The organism is Arthrobacter cavernae, assembly GCF_017368795.1.
Taxonomy (GTDB): domain Bacteria; phylum Actinomycetota; class Actinomycetes; order Actinomycetales; family Micrococcaceae; genus Arthrobacter; species Arthrobacter cavernae.
In genome coordinates, this window is the sequence record NZ_JAFNLL010000004.1 from 292,523 (window position 1) to 318,161 (window position 25,639).

Consider the following 25,639-nt stretch of genomic DNA (forward strand, 5'->3'; position numbering starts at 1 on the left):
GATCTATGGAATGTTTCGTATGACGGGAACCGGCCGGCGCCCCGGGAGAAAGGCCTAGCCCTGGACAGCGTCCGCGGTGTCCAGCTGCAGCGAGCGGGCAGTGCTGGCCTCGAGCTCCGCTGCGAGCTCCGGGTTGTCGTTCAGCTTGACGCCGTAGCCCGGCATCATGTCCTTGAGCTTGGACTGCCAGCCCTTGAAGTTCCTGGGGAAGGACTTCTGCAGCAGCTCGATCATGATCGGCACGGCCGTGGAGGCTCCCGGGGAAGCGCCAAGCAGGGCGCCGATGGAGCCGTCGCGGGACGCGATGACCTCGGTGCCGAACTGCAGGATGCCGCCCTTGCGGGGGTCCTTCTTGATGATCTGCACACGCTGGCCGGCCGTGATGAGTTCCCAGTCGCCGCCGGTGGCTTCCGGGTAGTATTCGCGCAGGGCCTCCACCTTGGCTTCGTGGCGCTTGGCTACTTCCTTGATGAGGTAGGCCGTCAGGTCCATGTTGTCCTTGGCGACGGCCAGCATCGGGATGATGTTGCCCGGACGGATGGATAGCGGAAGGTCCAGGTAGCTGGAGGTCTTCAGGAAGTTCGTGGAGAAGCCGGCATACGGGCCGAACAGCAGGGAGCGCTTGCCGTCAACGTAGCGGGTGTCCAGGTGCGGGACGGACATGGGCGGGGCGCCCACGGAGGCCTGGCCGTAGACCTTGGCGCTGTGCTGCGAGGTGATCGTGTCATCCGTGCAGCGGAAGAACTGGCCGGAGACGGGGAAGCCGCCGTAGCCCTTGCTTTCCGGGATGCCGGAGGCCTGCAGCAGGTGCAAGGCACCGCCGCCTGCACCAACGAAGACGAACTTCGCGTGGATGCGGCCGTGCTCGCCGGAAGCGGGATATTTCGTGGTGAGGTCCCAGCCGCCGTCGGCGGAGCGGCTGATGTTGGTGACGTCGTGGCCGTAGTTGATTTCGGCGCCGTTGTCCTGGAGGTAGCCGGTCAGCTCGCGCGTCAGGGCACCGAAGTCGACGTCGGTGCCTTCAGCCGCGCGAGTCGCGGCCACGCGCTGCCTGGCGTCGCGGCCCTTGACGATCAGGGGGGCCCACTTGGCGATCTGCGCCTGGTCCTCGGTGTATTCCATGCTCCGGAACAGTGCGTGCGGCTTGAGGGCCTCGAAGCGGTTTTTGAGGAAGTTCGAGTGGTCATCGCCGAGCACGAAGCTCATGTGCGGGACCGTGTTGATGAAGCCCTTCGGGGAGCCGATCAGCTGGTTGTCAACCAGGTGGGACCAGAACTGGCGGGACAGCTGGAACTGCTCGTTGATGTGGAGGGCCTTGCCCGGGTCCACGGTGCCGTCTTTGGCTGCGGGCGTGTAGTTAAGCTCACACAGGGCTGCGTGCCCCGTGCCGGCGTTGTTCCACGGGCCGGAGCTTTCCAGGCCGGCCTCATCCAGTCGCTCAAACAGCGAAATGGTCCAGGTGGGTTCAAGCTGCTTGATGAAGGCGCCGAGAGTGGCGCTCATGATTCCGCCGCCAATAAGGACGACGTCTGCGTGGGGGGTCTTGGAAATGAAGGTCACGATCAATCTCCGTTAGCGGCGGCACTGGCTGTCACAGAATATCCCCGCAGCATCCCATAACTGAAATTGCCGGGAATCGTCAAGGCTTTAGCCGGACGTTTGTGAAAACTTCGTTCAATACAGGCGAGGCGGGGTAGCTTTCCACCTTGTCGGACAGGGCCAGCGCGGAGATCGGGAAGGCGATCGGTACGGCCGGAACCGCGGCCGCGATCGACGCATTGATGCCTTGGTACTGGGTGCTGCGGGCATCGCCGTCGGGCAGTCCCCGCGCGCGTTCGATCCTGTGGAGGACGTCCGAGTCGGCGTAGCCGAACTCGCCCCGGCTTTCGCCGAACAGCGGCCCCAGGAAGTTGTCGGCGTCGGCGTAGGCGCCGTTCCAGCCGAGCATGTGCAGGGCGTGGTCGCCGGGGGACTGGACCCTCTGGAGGTAGCCGTCCTCCCAGTCAACCGGCACCGGCTTGATGTTCAGGCCCACCGCCACCAGCTGGCGGCTGATCTCGGCGTAGATCTTCTCCGGCGTCGGCATGTACGCGCGGGTGGCGTTGAGAGGGTAGTAGAACTTCAGTTCCTCGCCCTTGTATCCGGCCTTCTCCAGGAGCTCTTTGGCCTTCTTGGGGTCGTAGCCCAGCGCCGGCGCGTTGTTGTTGAAACCGCTCAGCTTGGGCGGCACGAACTGGGAGGCCTGGGCTGTGTTGTCGATGAAGAACTTCCGGATCAGCGTTTCCTTGTCGATGGCCAGCTCGATGGCCTGCCTGACTTCGAGCTTGTCCAGGGGCGCCACGGCCTGGTTGATGCCCACGTACATGACGGAGAACGGGTCCCTCTGGATGATCGGCAGGCCCTTCTTGACCAGTTCGTCGAAGGTGCCCGGGGTTACGAAGTCGTAAGCGTCGATCTTCCCGTCCAACAGCGCCTGCTGCCGGGTCTGGGCAAGGTCGTAGGGGATGAAGTTGATGGTGGCGATCTGCCCGCGGTTGCCCCAGTAGTCCTTGTTGCTGGACAGGATGACCTTGTCCTTGTCCCAGGACGTGAAGACATAGGGGCCGGTGCCCACGGGGTGGCCGGCATAGGCCGACATGGCCTGGCCGTTCCGGGGCTGGTCGAGCACATCGGCATTTTGCGCGGCCATTGCGGTTGGTGAGGACATGGCGAATGCCGGGAGGGTCAGGGCCTGCAGGAGTCCCGTGTACGGGCGGGTGAGGTTGATCCGGACATTGTCCGCCGAGACCACGGTGCAGTCCTTGAAGATCGAAAAGACCGGCTCGTCGGAGTACGCCTTGAAGATGCCCTTGAACGAGATGCCGGGGGCCTGCTGGCGCAGCGCTGCCGGGAAGGTGAACCAGCGGTTGAAGTTGGCGCACACGGCGGCCGCATCGAAGGGCGTGCCGTCGTGGAAGAGGACCTTGCTGCGCAAGGTGAAGTCGTAGTTCAGCCCGTTCTCGCTGTTCTTCCACTCCGTGGCAAGCAAGGGAGTGGGCTGGCCGGTGGAGCCGTCCACGCCTACCAGACCCTCCAGGACCTGGCGAGTAACGCGGTAGGACTCGGAATCGGAGGTCACGGCAGGGTCGAGTCCCAGGGGCATGGACGGTGTGCCGAAGTTGAAGGTGGCAGTTGGTTCGGCCGGTGCCGAGCTGGTGGCGGAAGTGGCGGGCGGATTCTGTGTTCCTGTGCAGGAGGTCAACGCCAGGGCCAGGAGTCCGGCCCCGATTCGCACCGCTGTCCGGCGCATCTTGCTGCTTGCCACTCTCGTCCCCTCAAGACCGTCGGATGGGCTGTGGCCGGCTGCAGCCGGACCGCATTCCAGTGTAGAGGAAGGCCCTGTGTCCTCCGGCGCGGTCCTCCGGCGCGCTCCAGTCCGGGGGGCCCGGCGGGGCCCGGACCCGGGGCCCGGACGCGGAATTGCCCCGGTCCTGGGACCGGGGCAATTCATGTGTGCGCAAGGGGGGACTTGAACCCCCACGCCCGAAGGCACAGGAACCTAAATCCTGCGTGTCTGCCAATTTCACCACTCGCGCATGGCCGGCGTCGGCCGCCGGTCCTTGTCCTGATGGAAAGGGTCCTGCTGGAAGGCCCGGCGCCTTATGCCGCGTCCAGTGTACCTGCTACTGGTCCGGCTTGAGCTACTTGTCCAGCTTGAGATCCCTGCGGAGCTTGGCCACATGGCCTGTCGCGCGGATGTTGTACTGGGCCACGGCCACCTTGCCGTCAGGGTCCACCACGATGGTGGAGCGGATCAGGCCCATGTAGGTCCTGCCGTAGTTCTTCTTCTCTCCCCAGGCGGCGTAGGCGTCAGCCACTGCGTGTCCTTCATCGGAGAGCAAAGGAAACGTCAGGGCCTCTTCCGCCACGAACTTTGCGAGGTCCTTGACCGGATCCGGGGAGATCCCCACCACTTCGTAACCGGCGGCCTGGAGAGATGCCAGTGAATCGCGGAAGTCGCAGGCCTGCTTGGCGCAGGCAGGGGTGGACGCTGCCGGATAGAAATAGACGATGGTGTTGCGTCCCCGGAAGTCGGAGAGGCTGACGTCCTTGCCTTCCGCGTTCTTCAGCGTGAAATCGGGGGCGACGGTTCCGGGGGTAAGGCGTTCAGCCAAAAGTGTGCTCCTTGCGTGCGTTCGCGACTCCCCAGCTTAGTGATGCGCCGGGCTGTTCACGAATCGACAGGCGCCGACGCGGCGGCCGCAGGCTATGCGCGAGATTGTTTAAACTTGGAAGGCCCTGAACGGCGTTTCCGCCATTCAGGGCCTTCCCTTGGTGCACCCCCCGGGACTTGAACCCGGAACCCATTGATTAAGAGTCAATTGCTCTGCCAATTGAGCTAGAGGTGCATCTGTTGAATCCGATCACTCCTGGGAATCAATACTCCCTTGTTGATCTCCGCAACGACAAATAACTCTACACCATGTTTCGGGGCCTTGTGGTCAACGTGGGCGCAACGTGATGGAAGCCATACGCGCAGTCATTCCTGGGCGGAACAGCGCCCCCGGCGGGCGGGAAGGGCGCGCGAAAAAGGCCCTGAATGGCGTTTCCGCCATTCAGGGCCTTTCCTTGGTGCACCCCCCGGGACTTGAACCCGGAACCCATTGATTAAGAGTCAATTGCTCTGCCAATTGAGCTAGAGGTGCATCTGTTGGATCTGATCAGCTCAAGGCTTTTCTTCCCTCGTTGATCTCCGCAACGACATGTAACTCTACACGAGTTCCTGCCAACTGTGAAATCGGCGGATCGGCTCCGGACGGCGCCTGGACTCAGGGGCGCAGAACCAGCGCAAAGTCGGGGTTTCTGTTGTTGCTTAGGACCCACATGGTGCCGTCAGGTGCCCGCGCAACGTCCCGCAGCCGCCCGTATTCGCCTGTGAAATAGGCCACCGGCGTCCCCGCCGAACCGCCTTCCAGCGGCACGGCCCACAGCCGCTGGCCCCGCAGTGCGCCGGCATAGGCAATACCGTCGATGATTTCCAGCCCGCTGGGCGAGGCGTCCGCAGTGGAGGGCCACACCACCTTGGCATCAAGGAATCCGGGCCGGCCCGGAGCCCCGGTGACCTCCGGCCAGCCGTAGTTCCCCCCGGGCTGGATGAGGTTGAGTTCGTCGTCCACGTCCGGGCCGAATTCGCTGGCCCACAGCCTGCCGGCGCTGTCCCACGCCAGCCCCTGCACATTGCGGTGGCCGTAGCTGTAGACGGGGTTGCCGTCGAAAGGATTCCCGGGGGCAGGTTTTCCATCCGGTGTGAGGCGCAGGATCTTGCCGCCCAAGGCGTTGGTGTCCTGGGGTTGCTGCCGTCGCTGCGAGTCTCCGGTCCCTACGTAGAGGAAGCCGTCGGGGCCGAAGCGGATGCGCCCGCCGTTGTGGGTCGAGGCCTTGGATATGCCGGAGAACACGACCTGGGGGGAACCAAGGGCGAGCCCGCCGCCGGCATCCTGGGCAAGGCGCATCCTGGCGATCCGGTTGTCGGTGGCCGAGGTGAAGTAGGCGTACAGCAGACGGTCGTCCGCGAACGTGGGGGAAAGGGCCAGGCCGAGAAGCCCGCCTTCACCGCCGGGCACGACGCCGGGCACCTCGCCCACCGTTGTGGCCTGCCCGTCGTGGATGGCCTTGATCAGCCGGGAGTCGCGCTCGGAAATGATGGCCGTGCCGTCGGCCAGGAAAACCACCGACCAGGGGATCTGCAGCCCGGCGTCGAGCTTGCGGAGCAGCTCGGGCTGGTCGGGTCCACCGCCGGCCGGCTGGCTGGCGGTGCCCGGGCCGGGGGTCGCCGCGGTGCCGGGGAATGAAGGGCTGCCGGTGCACGAGGTGAGCAGCAGGGCGGTGAGCAGCAGGGCGGTGCGCCACAGGGCGGTGAGCAACGGGGCATAGGCGAGGCAGGCCTTCGGGGCCCGTGCCGGCGTCGACCTGCTCATGCCACCCCACCCCCTTCAGTGCCTCTGTTCAGTGCCTCTGTTCAGTGCCTCAGCGCCGGCTCCGGCGCGGGGGCCGGAAGCCGGCGGCCTCCGCATGGGCGGCGGATTCAAACCAGACCCCGGCCGTGACGTCCGCATATTCGGGGCTGTCCTCGTCGTGATAGGTCATGGAACCGGCGTCGCCCTTGACCACATAACCCTCCGGACCGCTTCCATCGGCTGCAGCAGCCGCCGAGCCGGAACCGTACGGGTGTTCGGCGGCCAGATGGCCTCCGGGGGCGCTGGCCTCGGCATCCGGCGTTTCGGCGGCGGGGGCCTCAGCGTCTGGGCTTTCGCTGACAGGAGCCTCGCTGTCCGGGGTTCCAGCGGCCTCGAGTTGTTCCGCCGCGGCCGATTCCGCGCCGGGCAGGGTGGGGGCGTGTGGGCCCGTGTATTCGTTGTGGTGAGCGTGGCTGCTTTCCGGCTGTACCGCTGCGGATTCGGTGTCGGCGGCGGCGGCTGCGGGGGCGGCCAGCGGAGCGCCGGCGGCGTCGGTCCAGGATGCCTCCCATTCGGCCTTGTCGGCAGCCTCGGCTGCGGCTGCCTGGGCTGCGGCGGCGGTTTCAGCCTCGCTTGCTGCTGCCCCGTCGTCCGCCTGCTGGCCCGGTTCGCTGTCTCTTTCAGGCGCCGCGGTGTCGGTCGCCGCAGTGTCAACCGGCGCCGTATCGTCCGCAGCAGGGACCTCTTCCGGCTCTGCCACCTCGCTTGCAGCGGCGGGCGCAGGCGACTCCCAATCATCGACGTCGACGCCGCCGGCCTCGGTGGGCTGAGCCGTTGCGGGCTGATCGGCGTCGGGCGCTGCCGCGGTTGGCGCTGCCGCGGTTGGCGCTGCCGCGGTTGGCGCTGCCGTGGTTTCTGCGGGTGCGGGGGCGGCGGGTTCATCGGGTTCGGGAAGTCTCGCCGCGTGAGGCGCGGATCCGGTGAGTCCAGCTGATTCGGCATCCATGATGCGGGACGATGGCGAGGACGATGCCTGGCCGCCAGTGCCGCCGCGGCTCACGCGCCACCAGACAATCGCAACAACGAGCACGATGACAATGACCCAGAACAACAAGTCCATGGTGAGCCCTTCCGTTCACGCGGCACGGTTAATTGTGTTTCCGACGTTACGTGCCTGTCACGATGGCTGTCCAGCATTGTCAAACGATTCCCGCGTACGGAACAATTCAGGAAATCCCAAGCGATTCCGGCTCATCCCATAGTGTGGCTTCATGGACCTCAAAAGGCTGCGAATCCTCCGCGAGCTGGCCGACCGGCAGACTGTAGGGGCCACCGCCGATGCCATGAACGTGACGGCCTCGGCGGTTTCCCAGCAGCTCAAGACGCTCCAGGAGGAACTCGGCGTCGTCCTGGTGGAGAAGGCCGGCAGGGGAGTACGGCTGACGGAAGCCGGGTACGCCATGGCCGGGGCCGCGGCGGACGTTGCCACGGCCATGGCCAGGGCCGAGTCGACCATCGACACCTATCGCAAGGGCTGGCAGACCCACATCAATGCAGCGTTCTTTCCCAGCGCCGCGGAAATGCTGCTCCCGGGGCTGCTACACCGGGTTGCCGGCATAGCGGGACTTCGTTTTGAGGCACATTTCGAGGACCCGGGAACCGCCCATTTTGCCGGGCTGGCCGCGGACTACGATATCGTGCTGGCCCACAGCGTGGACGGTCCGGACGTGTTCGCCAGGCACGGCCTCGAAGTGTTCCCGCTCCTTGAAGAAGCGCTCGACGTCGCCATGCCGGCTGGCCACGCCTTGGCGGCCAAGGCGCGGCTCACCGCCCAGGACGTGGTCGGTTACCAGTGGATCGGTGTGCCGGAAGGCTTTCCCTTCGACACGGTGCTGCGCCAGATCGAGCTCCATGCCGGGCGCACTGCCGCCCGGAGCCAGCGCTATCCGGACCTGCGCGTCCTGGAAGCGCTCGTCAGCGCCGGCCATGGCATCTGCCTGCTGCCCCGCTACACTGCGCGGGCCAACGCCGGACGGGGACTGGTGCTGCGGCCCCTGGCCGGCGTCAAGGCCAGCCGCAGCATCGTGGCCCTGGCCCGTCCCGAGATCGCGGCCCGGACCACCATCAAGCAAGTGCTAGGCATACTGCAGGACGAGGCGGCGCACATCGCGAACGAGCTCCGGCTCCGCGAGCCATGATTGTACCCGCCCACGGTCCGTGACCCGCCCGGCGCCCGGGTGGGCCTCGGAAGGGCAGTGGCAGAATTCGAGTGCCTCAACATATGAGACGGATGTCCAGTATTTGATCGGAATATTTTCGAATTTCCGCTTAACCCACCCCAAGGGGTCGTGTGGCGCTTCGCTGGACACATAGACTTTGGGTCATGAGTGACCAGACGCAAATTGCGACAGATGCCAGGCCGGACATCAAACCCCGTAGCAGGGTCGTGACTGATGGAATTCATGCGGCTCCCGCGCGAGGCATGTTTCGTGCGGTTGGCATGGGCGATGACGACTTTGCCAAACCGCAGATTGGCGTCGCGAGCTCCTGGAACGAAATTACTCCCTGCAATCTTTCCCTGAACCGCCTGGCCCAGGGCGCCAAAGAAGGCGTCCACGCGGGCGGCGGCTTCCCCATGCAGTTCGGCACCATCTCCGTGTCCGACGGCATCTCCATGGGCCACGAGGGCATGCATTTCTCCCTGGTTTCCCGGGAAGTCATTGCCGATTCCGTGGAGACGGTCATGCAGGCCGAGCGCATCGACGGCTCTGTGCTCCTGGCAGGCTGTGACAAGTCCCTTCCGGGCATGCTCATGGCTGCCGCCCGCCTGGACCTCGCCAGCGTCTTCCTCTACGCCGGCTCCATCATGCCCGGATGGGTCAAGCTCGAGGACGGTTCCGAAAAGGAAGTCACCCTCATTGACGCCTTCGAGGCGGTCGGCGCCTGTGCCGCCGGCAAGATGAGCCTCGGTGACCTGGAGCGCATTGAAAAGGCCATCTGCCCGGGCGAAGGCGCCTGCGGCGGCATGTACACGGCCAACACCATGGCCTGCATCGGCGAGGCCCTGGGTATGTCCCTGCCCGGCTCCGCCGCGCCGCCCTCGGCAGACCGCCGTCGTGATGACTTCGCCCGCAAGTCCGGCGAAGCGGTGGTCAACCTGCTCCGCCTTGGCATCACTGCCCGCGACATCATGACCAAGAAGGCCTTCGAAAACGCCATTGCCGTGACCATGGCCTTCGGCGGCTCTACCAACGCCGTACTGCACCTGCTGGCCATCGCCCGCGAAGCCGAGGTCGAGCTCACGCTGGACGACTTCAACCGCATCGGCGACAAGATCCCGCACCTGGGCGACCTGAAGCCGTTCGGCCGTTATGTCATGACCGACGTCGACAAGATCGGCGGCGTGCCGGTCATCATGCGTGCACTGCTCGACGCCGGCCTGCTGCACGGCGACTGCCTCACCGTCACGGGCAAGACCGTCGCGGAAAACCTCGCGGCCATCAACCCGCCGGACCTCGACGGCAAGATCCTCCGCGCCATGGACAACCCGATCCACAAGACCGGCGGCATCACCATCCTGCACGGTTCCATGGCCCCGGAAGGGGCCGTCGTGAAAAGCGCCGGCTTCGACGCCGACGTGTTCGAAGGCACCGCCCGCGTGTTCGAGCGCGAGCAGGGCGCACTCGATGCCCTGGACAACGGCAAGATCCAGGCCGGCGACGTCGTCGTCATCCGCTACGAAGGCCCCAAGGGCGGTCCCGGCATGCGAGAAATGCTGGCCATCACCGGCGCCATCAAGGGTGCCGGCCTGGGCAAGGACGTCCTGCTGCTGACCGACGGCCGCTTCTCCGGCGGAACCACCGGCCTGTGCATCGGCCACGTTGCCCCGGAAGCCGTCGACGGCGGCCCCATCGCCTTCGTCAAGGACGGCGACCGCATCCGCGTGGACATCGCGGCCCGCTCCTTCGACCTCCTGGTCGACGAAGCCGAGCTCGAGTCCCGCAAGATCGGCTGGGAGCCCCTTCCTGCCAAGTTCACCAAGGGCGTCCTCGCCAAGTACGCCAAGCTGGTCCACAGCGCCTCCACGGGCGCTTATTGCGGCTAATAGAGTAGTACCAAAGCCTCCAGTGGCGGCACGACCGCTGGAGGCGGCAGGGCTTAATAAGGGCTGATCCGAGGGGCCCCGGGCGGACGGCGCTTGCGCCGGAAGCTTGGGGGAGGATCAACCCGGTGTTCAACAGGTGGACCTTAGGGTCCAAATAGTGAGATAGGCTTTGGTGTCGTTTGACACTCGTCTCACTAAGAGGGAACACTGAACGCATGATCACTTTCGTTACCGTCGGCTCCGTCGTCGTCCTTGCCAAGCGCGTGGCGTCTTAGCCCGACTGGTAACGAACCGTCACGCGCAACCCCTCGAAGAGCCGCAAGGCTGAGGGGTTTTTTTATTACCCCGCGACGAAGTGAAGCTTTACCGCACTAGCAATACCCACCTACTGAAGATCCACAAAGGAAGAGTCCGATGAGCAAAGGATCGCCGATCAGCCCCTCGCTGATGGCTGCAAAGTCCGCTGGAGCCACCAAGGCTCCGGAAAAGGTCGACCGTCCGGCTGACGCCGCCGTCGTCGACGCTGCTGCAACTCTCTCTCCTGTACTTGGGCCGAACAACGTTGTACCCCCAACGGTGATGACCGGCTCGCAAGCTATTGTCCGCTCGCTCGAAGAACTCGGCGTCGACGATATTTTCGGTTTGCCCGGTGGCGCGATCCTGCCCACCTATGACCCCTTGATGGCATCCAAGATGAATCACATCCTGGTCCGTCACGAACAGGGAGCCGGCCACGCCGCCCAAGGCTACGCCATGGTTACCGGACGGGTTGGCGTGTGCATCGCCACCTCGGGCCCCGGTGCCACCAATCTCGTCACCCCCATCATGGATGCCCATATGGACTCCGTTCCGATGGTGGCCATCACCGGCCAGGTGTCCAGCGGTGTCATCGGCACTGACGCCTTCCAGGAAGCGGACATTGTCGGCATCACCATGCCGATCACCAAGCACTCTTTCCTGGTGACCGACCCCAACGACATCCCGCACGTCATGGCCGAGGCCTTCCACCTGGCATCCAGCGGCCGTCCCGGCCCGGTGCTGGTGGACATCGCCAAGGACGCCCAGCAGGGCAGCATGACGTTCTCCTGGCCGCCCAAGATCGACCTCCCGGGTTACCGCCCCGTGGTCCGCGGCCACAACAAGCAGGTCCGTGAAGCCGCCAAGCTGATCGCCGCTGCCAGCAAGCCCGTGCTGTACGTGGGCGGTGGCGTCGTGAAGGCGCACGCCGCTGCGGAGCTCATGGCCCTGGCCGAGGCCACCGGCGCACCGGTCGTCACCACCTTGATGGCCCGCGGGGTCTTCCCGGATTCGCACCCGCAGCACGTCGGCATGCCCGGCATGCACGGCACCGTCTCCGCGGTGACCGCGCTGCAGCAGTCCGATCTGCTCATCACCCTCGGCGCACGCTTCGACGACCGCGTCACGGGCGTGCTCAAGACCTTTGCGCCCTTCGCCAAGGTCATCCACGCGGACATCGACCCCGCGGAAATCTCCAAGAACCGCACGGCCGACGTTCCCATCGTGGGCTCGGTCAAGGAGATCATCCCGGAACTGACCGAAGCCGTGAAGGCACAGTTCGAACAGACCGGCACCCCGGACCTGGAGAGCTGGTGGGCGTTCCTTAACAACCTCAAGGAAACCTACCCGCTGGGCTGGACCGAGCCCGAAGACGGCCTCAGCGCACCCCAGCGCGTCATCGAGCGCATCGGCGCACTGACCGGCCCGGAAGGCATCTACGTGGCGGGCGTTGGCCAGCACCAGATGTGGGCCGCGCAGTTCATCAAGTACGAGCGCCCCCACGCCTGGCTCAACTCGGGCGGTGCGGGCACCATGGGTTACGCCGTTCCGGCTGCCATGGGTGCCAAGGTGGGCGAACCGGACCGCGTGGTCTGGGCGATCGACGGCGACGGCTGCTTCCAGATGACCAACCAGGAACTGGCCACCTGCGCCTTGAACAACATCCCCATCAAGGTGGCGATCATCAACAACTCCTCGCTGGGCATGGTGCGCCAGTGGCAGACCCTCTTCTACGAGGGCCGCTACTCCAACACCGACCTGAACACCGGCCACGAAACCGTCCGCATCCCGGACTTCGTCAAGCTGGCAGACGCCTACGGCTGCGCCGCGCTCCGCTGCGAACGCGACGAGGACATCGACGCCACCATCCAGAAGGCCCTGGAAATCAACGACCGCCCCGTGGTCATTGACTTCGTGGTCAGCCCCGACTCGATGGTGTGGCCTATGGTGCCCGCCGGCGTCAGCAACGACCAGATCCAGGTTGCCCGCAACATGACCCCGGAATGGGAAGAGGAGGACTAAGCATGAGCCGCCACACACTGTCCGTTCTGGTGGAAGACAAGCCCGGTGTGCTGACCCGCGTGGCCAGCCTGTTCGCCCGGCGTGCCTTCAACATCAACTCCCTCGCCGTCGGACCCACCGAGGTCCCCGGCATGTCCCGCATGACGGTAGTCGTCGACGCCGACGGCGACCTGATCGAGCAGGTCACCAAGCAGCTCAACAAGCTGATCAACGTGATTAAGATTGTTGAACTGACTTCCGAATCTTCCGTACAGCGTGACCACATCCTGGTCAAGGTACGTGCGGATGCCGCAACACGTCTGCAGGTTACCCAGGCTGCAGACCTGTTCCGCGCCTCAGTGGTCGACGTGTCTACAGACTCGGTGGTCATTGAAGCAACCGGTACCCCCGAGAAGCTCGCTGCATTGCTTTCAGTGCTCGAGCCGTTCGGCATCCGTGAAATTGTGCAGTCCGGCACCTTGGCCGTTGGGCGGGGATCCCGCTCCATGAGTGACAGGGCACTGCGTTCGGCATAGCTCCGGCTGGCAGGACGCGGTTCCCTTTACCGCAGCACCACAGACTACATCTCCAAAAACCACTCAAGAGGAGTTACGCAAGTGACTGAAATGTTCTACGACGACGACGCAGACCTGTCGATCATCCAGGGTCGCAAGGTTGCCATTGTCGGCTACGGTTCCCAGGGCCACGCCCACGCGCTGAACCTGCGCGACTCCGGCGTCGAGGTTGTCATCGCCCTCAAGGAGGGCTCGACGTCGATCGCCAAGGCCGAAGAAGCCGGCTTCAAGGCCCTGAACGTCGCCGACGCCGCCGAATGGGCCGACGTCATCATGATCCTGGCGCCGGACCAGCACCAGCGCTCGATCTACAACGACTCCATCAAGGACAAGCTGACCCCCGGCAAGGCCCTGGCCTTCGCCCACGGCTTCAACATCCGCTTCGGCTACATCGAGGCACCGGAGGGCGTTGACGTCATCCTGGTCGCCCCGAAGGCTCCCGGCCACACCGTGCGCCGCGAATTCGAAGCCGGCCGAGGCATCCCGGACATCATCGCCGTGGAGCAGGACGCCACCGGTGCCGCTTGGGACCTGGCCAAGTCCTACGCCAAGGCCATCGGCGGAACCCGCGCCGGCGTCATCAAGACCACCTTCACCGAAGAGACCGAAACCGACCTCTTCGGCGAGCAGGCTGTCCTCTGCGGCGGCGTGTCCCAGCTGGTCCAGTACGGCTTCGAGACCCTGACCGAAGCCGGCTACCAGCCGCAGATCGCCTACTTCGAGGTGCTCCACGAGCTCAAGCTCATCGTTGACCTCATGTGGGAAGGCGGCATCGCCAAGCAGCGCTGGAGCGTTTCCGACACCGCAGAGTACGGCGACTACGTCTCCGGCCCGCGCGTCATCACCCCCGCCGTCAAGGAAAACATGCAGGCTGTCCTCGCCGACATCCAGTCCGGTGCCTTCGCCAAGCGCTTCATTGACGACCAGGACAACGGCGGCGCCGAGTTCAAGGAGCTGCGTGCCAAGGCAGAGCAGCACCCCATCGAGGCTGTTGGCCGCGAACTGCGCTCCCTGTTCTCTTGGCAGCAGCAGGACCAGGACTACGTAGAAGGCTCCGCAGCCCGCTAGTCCCCACGCCCTCCTGGGCGTGTGGGCCCAGCGGCTCACGTCTTCATGATGCCCGCCCGGCGAATCAGCCGGGCGGGCATCGTCGTCCCACGGCGGTGGGCCGCGCCCGGAACACGTTGTGAATTTCTTCACAACCGGCCTGCGGCCGCCGTAACATCGTCTTTCGGCACGGGAATCCCCGCACGGGGACGATATTCTGGGCTGGTCCCGGCACTGTGTCCGGGCCACGCATCCGCTCCTTGTCCATAGTTCTGTCCAAAGTAAGGTGCCACCCCGTGTCAGCCACCAAACCCGTCGTCCTCCTTGCCGAGGAACTTTCGCCCGCCACTGTTGCGGCCCTTGGCCCGGACTTTGAAATCCGGCAGACCGACGGCGCCGACCGCTCCCAACTGCTCTCCGCCATCGCCGACGTCGACGCAATCCTGGTGCGCTCCGCTACCCAGGTGGACGCAGAGGCCATCGCCGCTGCCAAGAACCTGAAGGTCATCGCCCGCGCAGGCGTGGGCCTGGACAACGTTGACATCAAGGCCGCCACCCAGGCCGGCGTCATGGTGGTCAACGCCCCGACGTCGAACATCGTCTCCGCCGCCGAGCTCACGGTCGGGCACATCCTCAGCCTCGCCCGCCACATTCCGCAGGCCAGTGCCGCGCTGAAGGACGGCGAGTGGAAGCGCTCCAAGTACACGGGCATCGAGCTCTTCGAGAAGAAGATCGGCATCATCGGCCTGGGCCGCATCGGCGCCCTCGTCGCAGCCCGCCTCCAGGGCTTCGAGACCGAGATCCTCGCGTACGACCCGTACATCACGGCTGCCCGCGCAGCGCAGCTCGGCGTCAAGCTGGTCACCCTCGATGAACTGCTGGAAAACGCGGACTTCATCACCATCCACATGCCCAAGACGCCGGAAACCGTCGGCATGCTCGGCGAGGACGCCTTCCGCAAGATGAAGGAGACGGCCTATGTCGTCAACGTCGCCCGCGGTGGCCTGGTGGACGAGGAAGCCCTCTACATCGCACTGAAGGAAGGCCAGATCGCCGGAGCCGGCGTCGACGTCTTCGTCAAGGAACCCAGCACCGACCTGCCGTTCTTCGAACTGGACAACGTCGTAGTGACCCCGCACCTGGGCGCCTCCACCGACGAAGCCCAGGAGAAGGCCGGCGTTTCGGTCGCCAAGTCCGTCCGCCTCGCCCTCGCCGGCGAACTTGTGCCGGATGCCGTGAACGTGGCCGGCGGCGTCATCGCCGAGGACGTGCGACCCGGCATCGCGCTGATCGAGAAGCTGGGCCGCATCTTCACCGCGCTGACGCACGCGTCCCTGACCCAGATCGACGTCGAGGTGGCGGGCGAGATCGCAGCACTGGACGTCAAAGTCCTGGAGCTCGCAGCCCTCAAGGGCGTCTTCGCCGACGTCGTGACCGAGCAGGTCTCCTACGTCAACGCGCCCGTCATTGCCGAGCAGCGCGGCATCAACGTCCGCCTCATCACCACCCCGGAGGCAGAGGACTACCGCAATGTACTGACCCTCCGCGGCGCGCTCAGCGACGGCTCGCAGATCTCGGTTGCCGGTACCCTCACTGGCCCCAAGCAGGTCGAGAAGCTCGTGGGCGTCAACGGCTACGACATTGAAATCCCCATCAGCGAGCACCTCGTTGTGGTGTCCTACGCGGACCGCCCCGGTGTCATCGGCACCATCGGCCACATCCTGGGCATGAACAACATCAACATCGGCGGCATGCAGGTTGCCCGCCAGTCCGAAGGCGGCCAGGTGCTCGCGCTCCTGACCATCGACACCTCCGTGCCGCAGCAGGTCCTGGAAGCCATCAGGGCCGGAATCGGTGCAGACATGGTCCGTGAAGTGGACTTGGAAGACTAACTTGCGAGGGGCCCCAGCCGTGGGCCCACACCGGCGAGGGACCCGAACCGAGCGAAGCGAGGTTTGGGAGCCGGTGGGGACGCAGCGAGGTTGGGGAGCAAGTTAGTCGCTAGGACTGAATAGTGTGTGCGCCGACGGCAAGCTGCGGCGCGTATGATTGGCCGGTCTGCATACAATGGCTGGGTCCGAATTTCGGAACCGGCGGCAGGCCGGCCAATACTTTTGCACACACGCCCAGGGACCCCTTTTGTCGTCATCGGGAACCTGGCGCCCGTGTGCGCCCGCAATCAAGGTCTCAGGGAGCCCAATGAACGCCGTCCAGAGGTTCATCAGAAGCCGTGTGCTGCTGCTGACCGCGGCCATTTTGATCGTCGCCATGTGTTTGTCCGTCCTCGTCCAGAGCCAGTCCCAGGCGGCGCTGAACCGCACCGTGGACGAAAACTCGCGGGGACTCTATGACATCCTGGTCCAGGCCAGGCTGGAGCAGTCCAAGGACGGCGACGGTGGTGCCCTGATCCAGCCGGAAATCGCCACCGGCCAGGGCGGCATCAGCTTCGAGCAGCTCGACAAGATTCGGGCCATGGGGCACACCGGCGTTGCCGCCCCCATCAGCCTCGTCTCCCGGGTCACCCAGAACCTCGAGGCACCCAGGCTCAGCGCCATGGACTACCTCGGCTTCAACTCCGGCCTGGCCGGTACCGTAACGGCCGGGGACCCCTCCGCGCTGGACCCCGCCAAATGGCCGGCCGCCGAATCCGTGCTGTCCGCCGCTCCCAAGAACTACCGACTGACCGCCACCGCAGTCAGCTCCGACGGCGTCAACGAACAGACCCTGTTCAAGACCAGCGCCGAAGGCACCCTGGGCAAGGGCCGCCTTGTGGAGGAACAGACCGCGGGCGGCAAGAGCATCCGCATCGCCGGGGCCGAGGGCGAGACCGGCATCAAGTTCCCGGCACCGGCCGGAGGCTCCGAACACAACCTCTTCAACCTCTCCGTGGCACTGCCCCTGGCGCCCGAAGTGACCGAGTCCGTGGTCGCCGTCGACCCTTCCGCCGAGCGCGCCCTGCTGGGCTCCGCGGGCGACTTCCTGGCCCCGCTGGAGAAGGCCCCGCCGGCTGATGCCCGCGACGCCGGCGCCATCGGCCGCCACTTCGAAAGCCTCTTCACCAACGGCATCGGCATGGACGAGCTCACCGAAGGCCCGGATTTCCTGGGCGTCAAGCTGAAGCACTGGGCACCCCTGATGACCCAGTACCAGCAGGCCAAGCGTGACGGCAAGCTCACCGCCGACTCGCAGGCCATTCCGCTGATCGTGCGCTCGGGCACCTCCCTGGACCTGAAGTACTCGGTCAAGATCGAGGAAATCGACGCCAGCGGCAAGGTGGTCAAGGACGTCGGAACCGTCACCCGCTCGCTGGACAAGGACTACCTTCCCTTCGTCTCCAATTCCCCGTTCGCCCTCGAATGGCCCGGCTCCACCGACCACAGCAAGGTGGTGGGCGCCACCGGAAGCTTCAGCCAGGGCCTCTACAACCCGGCCACCTGGAGTGCTGCCTTCGCCGCGGCACCGCGGTACCAGGACGAGGAAACGGCGGCCAACGGCGCCGTCGGCAAGACTGCTACTCCCGGCGACTGGGTAACCGTCAACCGTCTGCCCGAGAAGTCGGCCCTCGGCGCCCCGGTGGACCAGACGCAGCGCAAGCCCGTGGACGAACGCTCCTACCGCGAGGACCTCGAGACCGGCAAGAAGCCCGCCGCACCACTGCCTATGGTCTACGGCACCTTTGACCCCACCGAGGTCCTGGCTGCCGCCGGCGACGTCAACCGTCTGCCCTTGGGCGGCTACGACCCCGCCCCGCTGACCCTGGGCAAGGACGCCGAAGGCAAGGACACCGACGCCACGGTGCTTAAACCGTCGCTGAGCGCCACGGGACTGGTCAGCCAGTCGGCCGGTGCCATCACCGACTACTACGGCCTTGCCGCAGCCCGCGGCTACGACGCCAACGCCAACGTCATCGACGCCATCCGCGTGCGCGCCAACGCCGCCGGCACCTGGAAGCATGCTCAGCCGGAGGTTGAAAAGCTCGCCGCGGAAATCCGCGAGCTCGGCCTCGAAGCCACCGTGGTGGCCGGTTCCGCCCGCGAGGACACCAGCATCTTCGTCCCCGGCTACTCCAAGGACGACGCCGGCAAGGAAGCCGCGCTGGGCACCGTCCAGCAGTCGTGGGTGCGCCAGGACGCAGCGGACGCCGTTTCCGGATCGCTGACCGGCACTAACGTCACCCTGCTGTTCCTGACCCTGCTGGGCGCCACCCTGCTGACCGGTGCCTCCACCGTGAGCTACATCCGCCAGCGCCGGCGCGAGGCAGGCACCCTGCGAGCCATGGGCTGGACCCAGAAGCGGATCCGCTCCTGGGTGCTTGAGGAATTCGCGGTCGGTGCGGCGGCCCTCGCGGCCGCCGGGATCCTGCTGAGCCTGCTCAGCTGGAACCTTGCCACCGTGATGGTGTCCGTCTCGATGCTGGCGATCTACGCCGGCGCCGCCTACCTTGCGGCCCGCCAACTGCGCCACCGCGTGGTAGTGGACCAGGAGCCGCAGCACGACGACCGTCTGGTCATGGTGGACTCGCCGCTGACCTTCGCCAACCGCCAGCTCACCACGAACCGCTTCAACTCCGCCTCGCTCGCCGTCGCCGTCGGTGTCTTCGGTGCGGCCGTCGGTGCGCTGATCGCGCTGCTGATCGACATCCCGCGGGCCGCCGGGGCAAGTGCCCTCAGCGGCCTGGCCGCCGCAAGCATCACCTTCCCCAGCGTGCTGCTGGCGGTCTTCGGTGTGCTCGTGGGCCTGCTGCTGACCCTGGTCACCGGACGATTCGAGCTGCACGCCAAGCGCGAGTACATCGGCACCCTGCGGGCCATGGGCTGGAACCCGGACATGCTGGGCCAGGTCCGGTTCTTCGAAAACGCACTCGTCGGCACCGTAGCCCTGCCCCTGGGCGTCCTCGGTGCCCTCGGGCTCGGGCTGCTGCTGGCCCCCTATGCCGCACTCTGGGCCGGACTGGCCGGGCTGCTGGCCGTACTTTGCTGGATTCCCATTGCAACGAAAGTGGTCAAATGACTGACAACCTCCACCCCGAGCTGACGGCGACCCCGGAATCCACCGACGAGTCGTTTCAGACGCGCGCCAACACCATCGTGAAGGCCGCCGACCACGCGACCCCGCTCGCACTGAGCCGGATCACCATCCACTACGGCGACGACAGGGCCGGCGGCGCCGAGCCGGTCGACGTCGTCGACGACTTCGACCTGACGCTCCACGCCGGCGAGATGCACTGCATCGCCGGCCGCAGCGGCTCCGGCAAGACCAGCATCCTGACGGTGAGCGCTGGACTGACGCTCCCGACGTCGGGCCGGGTCTTCTGGGAGGGCACCTCGCTGGAGAAGATGGGCGACGACGAGATCGCCGACCGCCGCCGTGCCCTGATCGGTTACGTGGACCAGGGCGGCGCCTTGATCGACGGCATGAGCGCCCTCGAGAACGTCCTGCTGCCGGCCGTGCCCGACGGCGAAGTGGAGCAGCGTACGGAGATGGCCAAGGACCTCCTGGACCTGGTGGGCCTGGGCCGGCGCATGCGACACCGCCCCGCGCAGCTCTCCGGCGGTGAGCGCCAGCGTGTGGCCATCGCCCGGGCGCTGATCCTCGGCACCCGCGTGCTGGTGGTGGACGAACCCACGGCCAGCCTGGACCGTGCCGCTGCCAACCGCATCATCGGCATCCTGAAGGACACCACCAGCGACGGCATCGCCGTGCTGGTGGCCTCGCACGACCACGAGCTCGTCCGGCTCAGCGACACGCTGACCGAACTCAACTAGAAAGGTAACTTCTTAGAGTGACGTCCGCAGAGAAACCCCCGTTCTACATCTCCACTGCCATCAGCTACCCCAACGGGGAGCCGCACATCGGCCACGCCTATGAGTTTGTCGCCGCCGACGCCCTGGCCCGCTTCAAGCGCCTGGACGGCTTCGACGTCTTCTACATGTCCGGCACCGACGAACATGGCTTGAAGGTACAGCAGACGGCGGACAAAGAGGGCTTGACCGCCCAGGAACTCGTGGACCGCAATTCTGCGGCCTTCCGTGAAGTCCATGACCTGGTGGACAGCTCCTACGACCGCTTCATCCGCACCACCGACGCCGACCACTACGCCGCGTGCCAGGCCATCTGGAAGAAGATGGAATCCAACGGCGACATCTACCTCTCCAAGTACGAGGGCTGGTACTCCGTCCGTGACGAGGCCTACTACGGCGAAGACGACACTGTGGTGAAATCGGACGGCGTCCGCTACTCGAAGGAGACAGACACCGAGGTCACCTGGACGGCCGAGGAGAGCTACTTCTTCCGGCTCTCGGCATACCAGGACAAGCTGCTGGCCCTGTACGAAGCCCAGCCGGAGTTCGGCGCACCGCAGTACCGCTTCAACGAGGTCATCAGCTTCGTCAAGCGCGGCCTCGAGGATCTCTCGATCAGCCGCACCACTTTCGACTGGGGCGTACCGGTTCCCGGCGATCCCAAGCACGTCATGTACGTGTGGGTGGATGCACTCACCAACTACCTGACCGGTGCCGGCTACCCCGACGTCGACTCGGAATCGTTCCGGAAGTTCTGGCCGGCCGACGTCCATGTCATCGGCAAGGACATCTCCCGCTTCCACGCCATCTACTGGCCCGCGTTCCTCATGAGCGCCGGCCTGGAACTGCCCAAGCGCGTCATGATCCACGGCTTCCTGCAGAACAACGGCGTGAAAATGTCCAAGTCCCTCGGCAATGTGGTGGCCCCGCGCGACTTCGTGGACCAGTACGGCCTGGACCAGGTGCGCTTCTTCTTCCTGCGTGAAGTGCCCTTCGGTGCGGACGGCAGCTACAACCACGAGGCCATCGTGGGCCGCATGAACGCGGACCTGGCCAACAACTTCGGCAACCTGGCGCAGCGTTCTCTGTCCATGGTGGCCAAGAACTGCGAAGGTCGCGTGCCGGTACCCGGCGCCTTCACCGACGCCGACAAGGCCCTGCTGGCCCAGGCCAACGAACTGCTCGCCACAGCACGCGCCGCGTTCGACAAGCAGGAATTCAGCCGTGCCCTCGAGGCGATCTGGGGCGTGCTGGGCGACACCAACGCCTACTTTGCGGACCAGGCCCCGTGGGTGCTGCGCAAGACCGACGTCGAGCGCATGAACACGGTCCTGTACGTCACCCTCGAGGTGGTCCGCATCGTTGCAATCCTTGCCCAGCCGGTCATGCCGGCGGCCTCCGCCAAGCTGCTCGACGTTCTGGGGCAGCCGGAGGGCGACGCCCGCCAGTTCGCCGCCATCGCGACGCCGATCGTGGCCGGCACCGAGCTGCCCGCCCCGGCACCGGTGTTCCCCCGGTACGAGGAACCCGCCGAAGCCTAGGGCGCCCGGCTCCCGGCTCCGGCCAGACGCTCTCTCACCTTTGGCGGGTTTTTGGCAATCGCTCTCTCACTTCCAATCCGGAGGTGAGAGAGCGTTTGTGTTTGGGGCCCAAAGGTGAGAGAGCGTCTGTGCTCCCTTCCCTCGTGTTCGAATGGTGAGACGTTTTTGACCAACATGTGGATGCCTTGGCTACATTGGATCCATGAGCGCATCGTCCATCAATCTGGCTGTCATCCCCGGTGACGGCATTGGCCCCGAGGTCATCGCCGAAGCCATCAAGGTTCTCGAAAAGGCTGTCGCCGCCGAAGGCGTCACCCTGGAGCAGACCCACTACAGGCTTGGTGCACAGCACTGGCTCGAGACGGGCGAGACCCTCCCGGACGAAGTCCTTGCAGACCTGCGCACGCGCGACGCCATCCTATTCGGCGCCGTCGGGGCAGCCCCGGGCGATACGCGCATCCCCTCCGGCATCATTGAACGCGAGATGCTGCTCAAGCTCCGCTTCAGCCTGGACCACTTCGTCAATCTGCGGCCCTCGCGCCTCTACGGCACGGTCGGCAGCCCGCTGGCCAACCCGGGCACGATCGACTTCATCGTGGTCCGCGAAGGCACCGAAGGCCCGTACGTCGGCAACGGCGGCAGCCTGCGCACCGGCACCCCGCACGAGATCGCCACGGAGGTCTCGCTCAACACGGCCCACGGCGTGGAGCGCGTGGTCCGCGATGCCTTCCGCCGCGCCAGCGAGCGCCCCCGCAAGCACGTCACCCTCGTCCACAAGCACAACGTGCTGGTCTACGCCGGCCACCTGTGGAAGCGGATCGTGGAGGAAGTGGCCCAGGACTTCCCCGAGGTCACCCACGACTACCTGCACATCGACGCCGCCACGATCTTCATGGTTACGGACCCCGCGCGCTTCGATGTCATCGTCACCGACAACCTGTTCGGCGACATCCTGACCGACCTCGCCGCGGCCGTCACCGGCGGCATCGGCCTGGCAGCCTCCGGCAACATCAACATGGACCGCACCGCTCCGTCCATGTTCGAACCCGTCCACGGCTCGGCCCCGGACATCGCCGGCCAGCAGAAGGCCGACCCCACCGCGGCCATCCTGTCCGCCGTGCTCCTGCTGGACCACCTCGGCTTCACCGCCGCGGCCCGCAGGATCGAAGCCGCCGTGGTGGCCGACGTCGAAGGCCGCACCGGCGAGCCGCGCAGCACAGCTGCCATCGGCGACGCTATCGCGGCACGACTCTAGGGGCCTGCCCGCGGGCGTAAGCTTGACGTGAATTACTTATATGCTGCCGTGGTCCGCCGCTGAACCATGTCCTCTGAGAGACGTATCCTCTGAGGCAAGGTTCGCGCCGCCACGCAGCCGACTGTGGAGGAACAATGACCCAGACTGCCCACGGCGTCGAATTCAACAAGCACCTGTCAGCCACGCCGAAGTCTGTTGAGGAACGGGAAGCCATCCTGGCGAACCCGGGATTCGGTGACTACTTCACCGACAACACCGCCATTGTCGACTTCAAGGTTGACGCCGACGGCAACGGCGGCTGGCACAATGCCCGGGTCGAAGCCTATGGACCTATCTCCCTGGATCCCTCGGCAGCAGTCCTGCACTATGGCCAGGAGATCTTTGAGGGCCTCAAGGCGTACCGCCACGCAGATGGTTCCGTCTGGACCTTCCGGCCGGAAGCAAACGCTGCCCGCCTGAACAAGTCGGCCCGTCGCCTGGCCCTGCCGGAACTGCCCGAGGACTACTTCCTGGGCGCCATCCGCGAGCTCGTGGCTGCGGACCAGGACTGGGTTCCTTCCGGCGACGGCGAAGCCCTATACCTGCGCCCGTTCATGATCGCCACTGAGGCCTTCCTGGGTGTCCGTGCCGCCCGTGAGGTGTCCTTCCGCGTCATCGCCTCGCCTGCCGGCAACTACTTCGGCGGCGAACTGAAGCCTGTTTCCATTTGGATCTCCCGCGAATACGCCCGTGCAGGCCGCGGCGGCACCGGTGCGGCCAAGTGCGGCGGCAACTACGCTGCCTCCCTGATCGCCCAGCAGGAAGCTGAGGCCAACGGCTGCAAGCAGGTTCTGTTCCTGGACCACTTCAACGACGACGCCGTTGAAGAGCTGGGCGGCATGAACGTCTTCTTTGTCTTCAAGGACGGCTCGCTCGCCACCCCGGCGCTCACAGGCACCATCCTGGAAGGCGTCACCCGCTCCTCGGTCATGCAGGTGGCCCGCGACATGGGCCGCGAGGTCTCCGAGCGCAAGATCACCCTCGCCGAATGGCGCGACGGCGTGGCTTCCGGCGAGATCACCGAGGTCTTCGCCTGCGGTACGGCTGCCGTCATCACCCCCATCGGCGTCCTCAAGGACGAGACCGAGTTCATCGGCTCCGAGGATGCCAAGACCGGCGACGTCACCATGGCCATCCGCGAACAGTTGCTCGGCATCCAGACCGGCACCGTCGAGGACACCCACGGCTGGCTGACCCGCCTGGTCTAGCCTCCTGGTTCTGAATTAGCGGCCTTGAATTAGCGCCCGACGGCGGTCGGTCCACTGCGATGGGCAGGCCGCCGTCGGCGTTCCCCCACCCCAACGCTCTCTCACCTTTGATGGGTTTTCCCCTGACGCTCTATCACTTGCCTAAGACAAGTGATAGAGGGTTGGCCGATCCGGCGCTAAAGGTGAGAGAGCGTTTGGCATGATGGAACCGTGAATACGGTCAACGATGCCTCCTTCCAGCACGCCGATTTCCAGCAGAGCAGCCCGCTGACGCGCTTCCGCCTGGCACCCAACCCCGGGCCGATGAGCCTTGACGGCACCAACTCCTACGTGATCGGCGTTCCGGGGTCCGGGCACGTCGCGGTGGTCGATCCAGGGCCCCTGGACGCGGGGCACCTGGCTGCGCTGGCGGCGGCCGGCACCGTGGACCTCGTCCTCATCACGCACCGGCACGCCGACCACACCGAGGCCTCGGCGCGCTTCCATGAACTCACGGGCGCACCCGTCCGGGCCGCGGCCCCGGAACACTGCCATGGCGGGGAGCCCCTGCGGGACGGCGAGGTGCTCCTGGCCGGCGGCGTCGAGATCCGCGTGCTCGCCACCCCCGGCCACACCTCGGACTCGCTGTGCTTCCACCTGCCCGACGACGGCCCCGCCGGGTCCGTGCTGACCGGGGACACCATCCTGGGCCGCGGCACCACAGTCCTTGACTACCCGGACGGCCGCCTCGGAGACTACCTGGGCAGCCTGGACCGCCTCGAAGCCCTGGGCGCCGCAACACTGCTGCCGGCCCACGGGCCGGTGCTTCCCGCCCTTGACGAGAAATGCCGCGAGTACCGTGCCCACCGCCAGGAGCGCCTGGAGCAGATCCGCGCGGCGCTGGCGGAGTTGGGCGAGGACGCGGAGATACCGGCCGTCACCGATGCTGTCTATCCCGACGTCGCGCCCAACGTCCGCTGGGCGGCCGAAACGTCCGTGGCGGCGCAGCTGGACTACCTGCGCTCCTGAGCAGAGGAGGGCCGGGGCGGACGGTAGGCTTGAACCCATGCGTATCGCCCGGTTTGTAGTTGATTCTGATCCTCTTTACGGCGTTGTTGAAGGCGAGCCCGGCAGTGAGGAAGTCACTGTCATCCACGGCGACCCCTTCTTCAGCGGCGTGGAACGTACCCACGTCAAGCACAAGCTCGAGGACGTCCGGCTCCTCGCGCCCATCATTCCCCGCAGCAAGGTGATCGGCGTGGGCCGCAACTTCGCCGAGCACGCCGCCGAGCTTGGCAACGAGGTCCCGCAGCAGCCGCTGCTGTTCCTGAAGCCGAACACCTCTGTGATCGGCCCCAATGACCCCATCGTGCTGCCGGAATTCTCGGAGGAGGTCTCCTACGAGGCCGAGCTGTGCGTGGTCATCGGCCGCATCTGCAAGGACGTCCCGGAGGACCGTGCCGACGACGTCATCTTCGGCTACACCTGCGGCAACGACCTCACGGCACGCGACGTGCAGCAGACCGACCTGCAGTGGGCCCGCGCCAAGGGCTTCGACACCTCGGCCCCGCTGGGCCCCTGGATCGAGACTGAACTGGACACCGAGGACCTGGCCATCAAGGGCTGGCTCAACGGCGAACTGCGCCAGGACGGCAACACCAGCCAGATGGTCCGCGGCGTCCGCGAAATCGTCTCCATCGTCTCGCAGGCCTTCACCCTGCTCCCGGGCGACGTCATCATGACCGGCACCCCGGCCGGCGTCGACCTCGTCTCGGCCGGCGACCGCTACGAGATCGAGATCGAAGGCATCGGCCGCCTGTCCAACCCGGTGGTCCGCCGCTAAGCGGGCCGCCAC

At 65.9% G+C, this 25,639-nt stretch carries 18 protein-coding genes and 3 tRNA genes; 13 read left to right on the forward strand and 8 right to left on the reverse strand.

Annotation, left to right across the window (positions count from 1 at the left end):
• Window positions 1-54 precede the first annotated feature (54 nt).
• From J1902_RS03185 to J1902_RS19640, 8 genes are all read right to left on the reverse strand, one after another.
• Entirely contained in the window at window positions 55-1,560 is a 1,506-nt protein-coding gene (locus J1902_RS03185) for a malate:quinone oxidoreductase (protein WP_207614805.1), read from the reverse strand.
• A 79-nt stretch (window positions 1,561-1,639) separates the two neighbouring features.
• Window positions 1,640-3,304, reverse strand: a complete 1,665-nt coding sequence (locus J1902_RS03190) for an ABC transporter substrate-binding protein (RefSeq protein ID WP_372434332.1) — start codon at window positions 3,302-3,304, stop codon at window positions 1,640-1,642.
• Window positions 3,305-3,493: 189 nt separating this feature from the next.
• A tRNA-Leu gene (locus J1902_RS03195) sits at window positions 3,494-3,575 on the reverse strand.
• A gap of 105 nt (window positions 3,576-3,680) precedes the next feature.
• Window positions 3,681-4,154, reverse strand: a complete 474-nt coding sequence (gene bcp / locus J1902_RS03200) for a thioredoxin-dependent thiol peroxidase (RefSeq protein WP_207614806.1) — start codon at window positions 4,152-4,154, stop codon at window positions 3,681-3,683.
• Window positions 4,155-4,312: 158 nt separating this feature from the next.
• Window positions 4,313-4,388: transfer RNA gene (locus J1902_RS03205), tRNA-Lys, on the reverse strand.
• A 221-nt stretch (window positions 4,389-4,609) separates the two neighbouring features.
• Window positions 4,610-4,685 (reverse strand) — tRNA-Lys (locus tag J1902_RS03210).
• A 123-nt stretch (window positions 4,686-4,808) separates the two neighbouring features.
• On the reverse strand, window positions 4,809-5,957 hold the full coding sequence (locus tag J1902_RS03215) for a PQQ-dependent sugar dehydrogenase (RefSeq protein WP_207614807.1): 1,149 nt from the start codon (window positions 5,955-5,957) through the stop codon (window positions 4,809-4,811).
• 49 nt (window positions 5,958-6,006) lie between these two features.
• Window positions 6,007-7,056, reverse strand: a complete 1,050-nt coding sequence (locus J1902_RS19640) for a sunset domain-containing protein (RefSeq protein WP_207614808.1) — start codon at window positions 7,054-7,056, stop codon at window positions 6,007-6,009.
• Between the two features lie 151 nt (window positions 7,057-7,207).
• On the opposite strand from J1902_RS19640, the gene J1902_RS03225 reads away from it, so the two are divergent.
• From J1902_RS03225 to J1902_RS03285, 13 genes are all read left to right on the forward strand, one after another.
• On the forward strand, window positions 7,208-8,134 hold the full coding sequence (locus tag J1902_RS03225; protein WP_207614809.1) for a LysR family transcriptional regulator: 927 nt from the start codon (window positions 7,208-7,210) through the stop codon (window positions 8,132-8,134).
• A gap of 185 nt (window positions 8,135-8,319) precedes the next feature.
• Window positions 8,320-10,041, forward strand: a complete 1,722-nt coding sequence (ilvD, locus tag J1902_RS03230; RefSeq protein ID WP_207614810.1) for a dihydroxy-acid dehydratase — start codon at window positions 8,320-8,322, stop codon at window positions 10,039-10,041.
• Window positions 10,042-10,455: 414 nt separating this feature from the next.
• Window positions 10,456-12,360, forward strand: a complete 1,905-nt coding sequence (locus tag J1902_RS03235; protein WP_207614811.1) for an acetolactate synthase large subunit — start codon at window positions 10,456-10,458, stop codon at window positions 12,358-12,360.
• Window positions 12,361-12,362: 2 nt separating this feature from the next.
• On the forward strand, window positions 12,363-12,875 hold the full coding sequence (gene ilvN, locus J1902_RS03240; protein WP_207614812.1) for an acetolactate synthase small subunit: 513 nt from the start codon (window positions 12,363-12,365) through the stop codon (window positions 12,873-12,875).
• Window positions 12,876-12,956: 81 nt separating this feature from the next.
• On the forward strand, window positions 12,957-13,982 hold the full coding sequence (ilvC, locus tag J1902_RS03245; RefSeq protein ID WP_207614813.1) for a ketol-acid reductoisomerase: 1,026 nt from the start codon (window positions 12,957-12,959) through the stop codon (window positions 13,980-13,982).
• Between the two features lie 275 nt (window positions 13,983-14,257).
• Window positions 14,258-15,853: a phosphoglycerate dehydrogenase gene (gene serA / locus J1902_RS03250; protein ID WP_207614814.1), complete on the forward strand. Its 1,596-nt coding sequence runs from the start codon at window positions 14,258-14,260 to the stop codon at window positions 15,851-15,853.
• Window positions 15,854-16,160: 307 nt separating this feature from the next.
• Window positions 16,161-18,971, forward strand: coding sequence for an FtsX-like permease family protein (locus J1902_RS03255; RefSeq protein WP_207614815.1), 2,811 nt, complete (start codon window positions 16,161-16,163; stop codon window positions 18,969-18,971).
• Window positions 18,968-19,726 (forward strand): ABC transporter ATP-binding protein, encoded by a 759-nt coding sequence (locus J1902_RS03260; protein WP_207614816.1) that lies wholly within the window; start codon window positions 18,968-18,970, stop codon window positions 19,724-19,726. Before J1902_RS03255 ends, J1902_RS03260 begins: the two co-directional genes overlap by 4 nt.
• Window positions 19,727-19,743: 17 nt before the next feature.
• The gene (gene metG / locus J1902_RS03265) at window positions 19,744-21,303 is read left to right on the forward strand and encodes a methionine--tRNA ligase (protein ID WP_207614817.1); all 1,560 of its coding nucleotides are present in this window, start codon (window positions 19,744-19,746) and stop codon (window positions 21,301-21,303) included.
• Between the two features lie 202 nt (window positions 21,304-21,505).
• Window positions 21,506-22,558, forward strand: coding sequence for a 3-isopropylmalate dehydrogenase (locus tag J1902_RS03270; protein ID WP_207614818.1), 1,053 nt, complete (start codon window positions 21,506-21,508; stop codon window positions 22,556-22,558).
• Window positions 22,559-22,692: 134 nt separating this feature from the next.
• On the forward strand, window positions 22,693-23,805 hold the full coding sequence (locus tag J1902_RS03275) for a branched-chain amino acid aminotransferase (RefSeq protein ID WP_207614819.1): 1,113 nt from the start codon (window positions 22,693-22,695) through the stop codon (window positions 23,803-23,805).
• A 210-nt stretch (window positions 23,806-24,015) separates the two neighbouring features.
• Window positions 24,016-24,813, forward strand: a complete 798-nt coding sequence (locus J1902_RS03280) for an MBL fold metallo-hydrolase (protein WP_307794354.1) — start codon at window positions 24,016-24,018, stop codon at window positions 24,811-24,813.
• 37 nt (window positions 24,814-24,850) lie between these two features.
• A complete protein-coding gene (locus J1902_RS03285) occupies window positions 24,851-25,627 on the forward strand; it encodes a fumarylacetoacetate hydrolase family protein (protein WP_207614820.1) in 777 nt (258 codons plus the stop codon).
• Window positions 25,628-25,639: the final 12 nt, after the last annotated feature.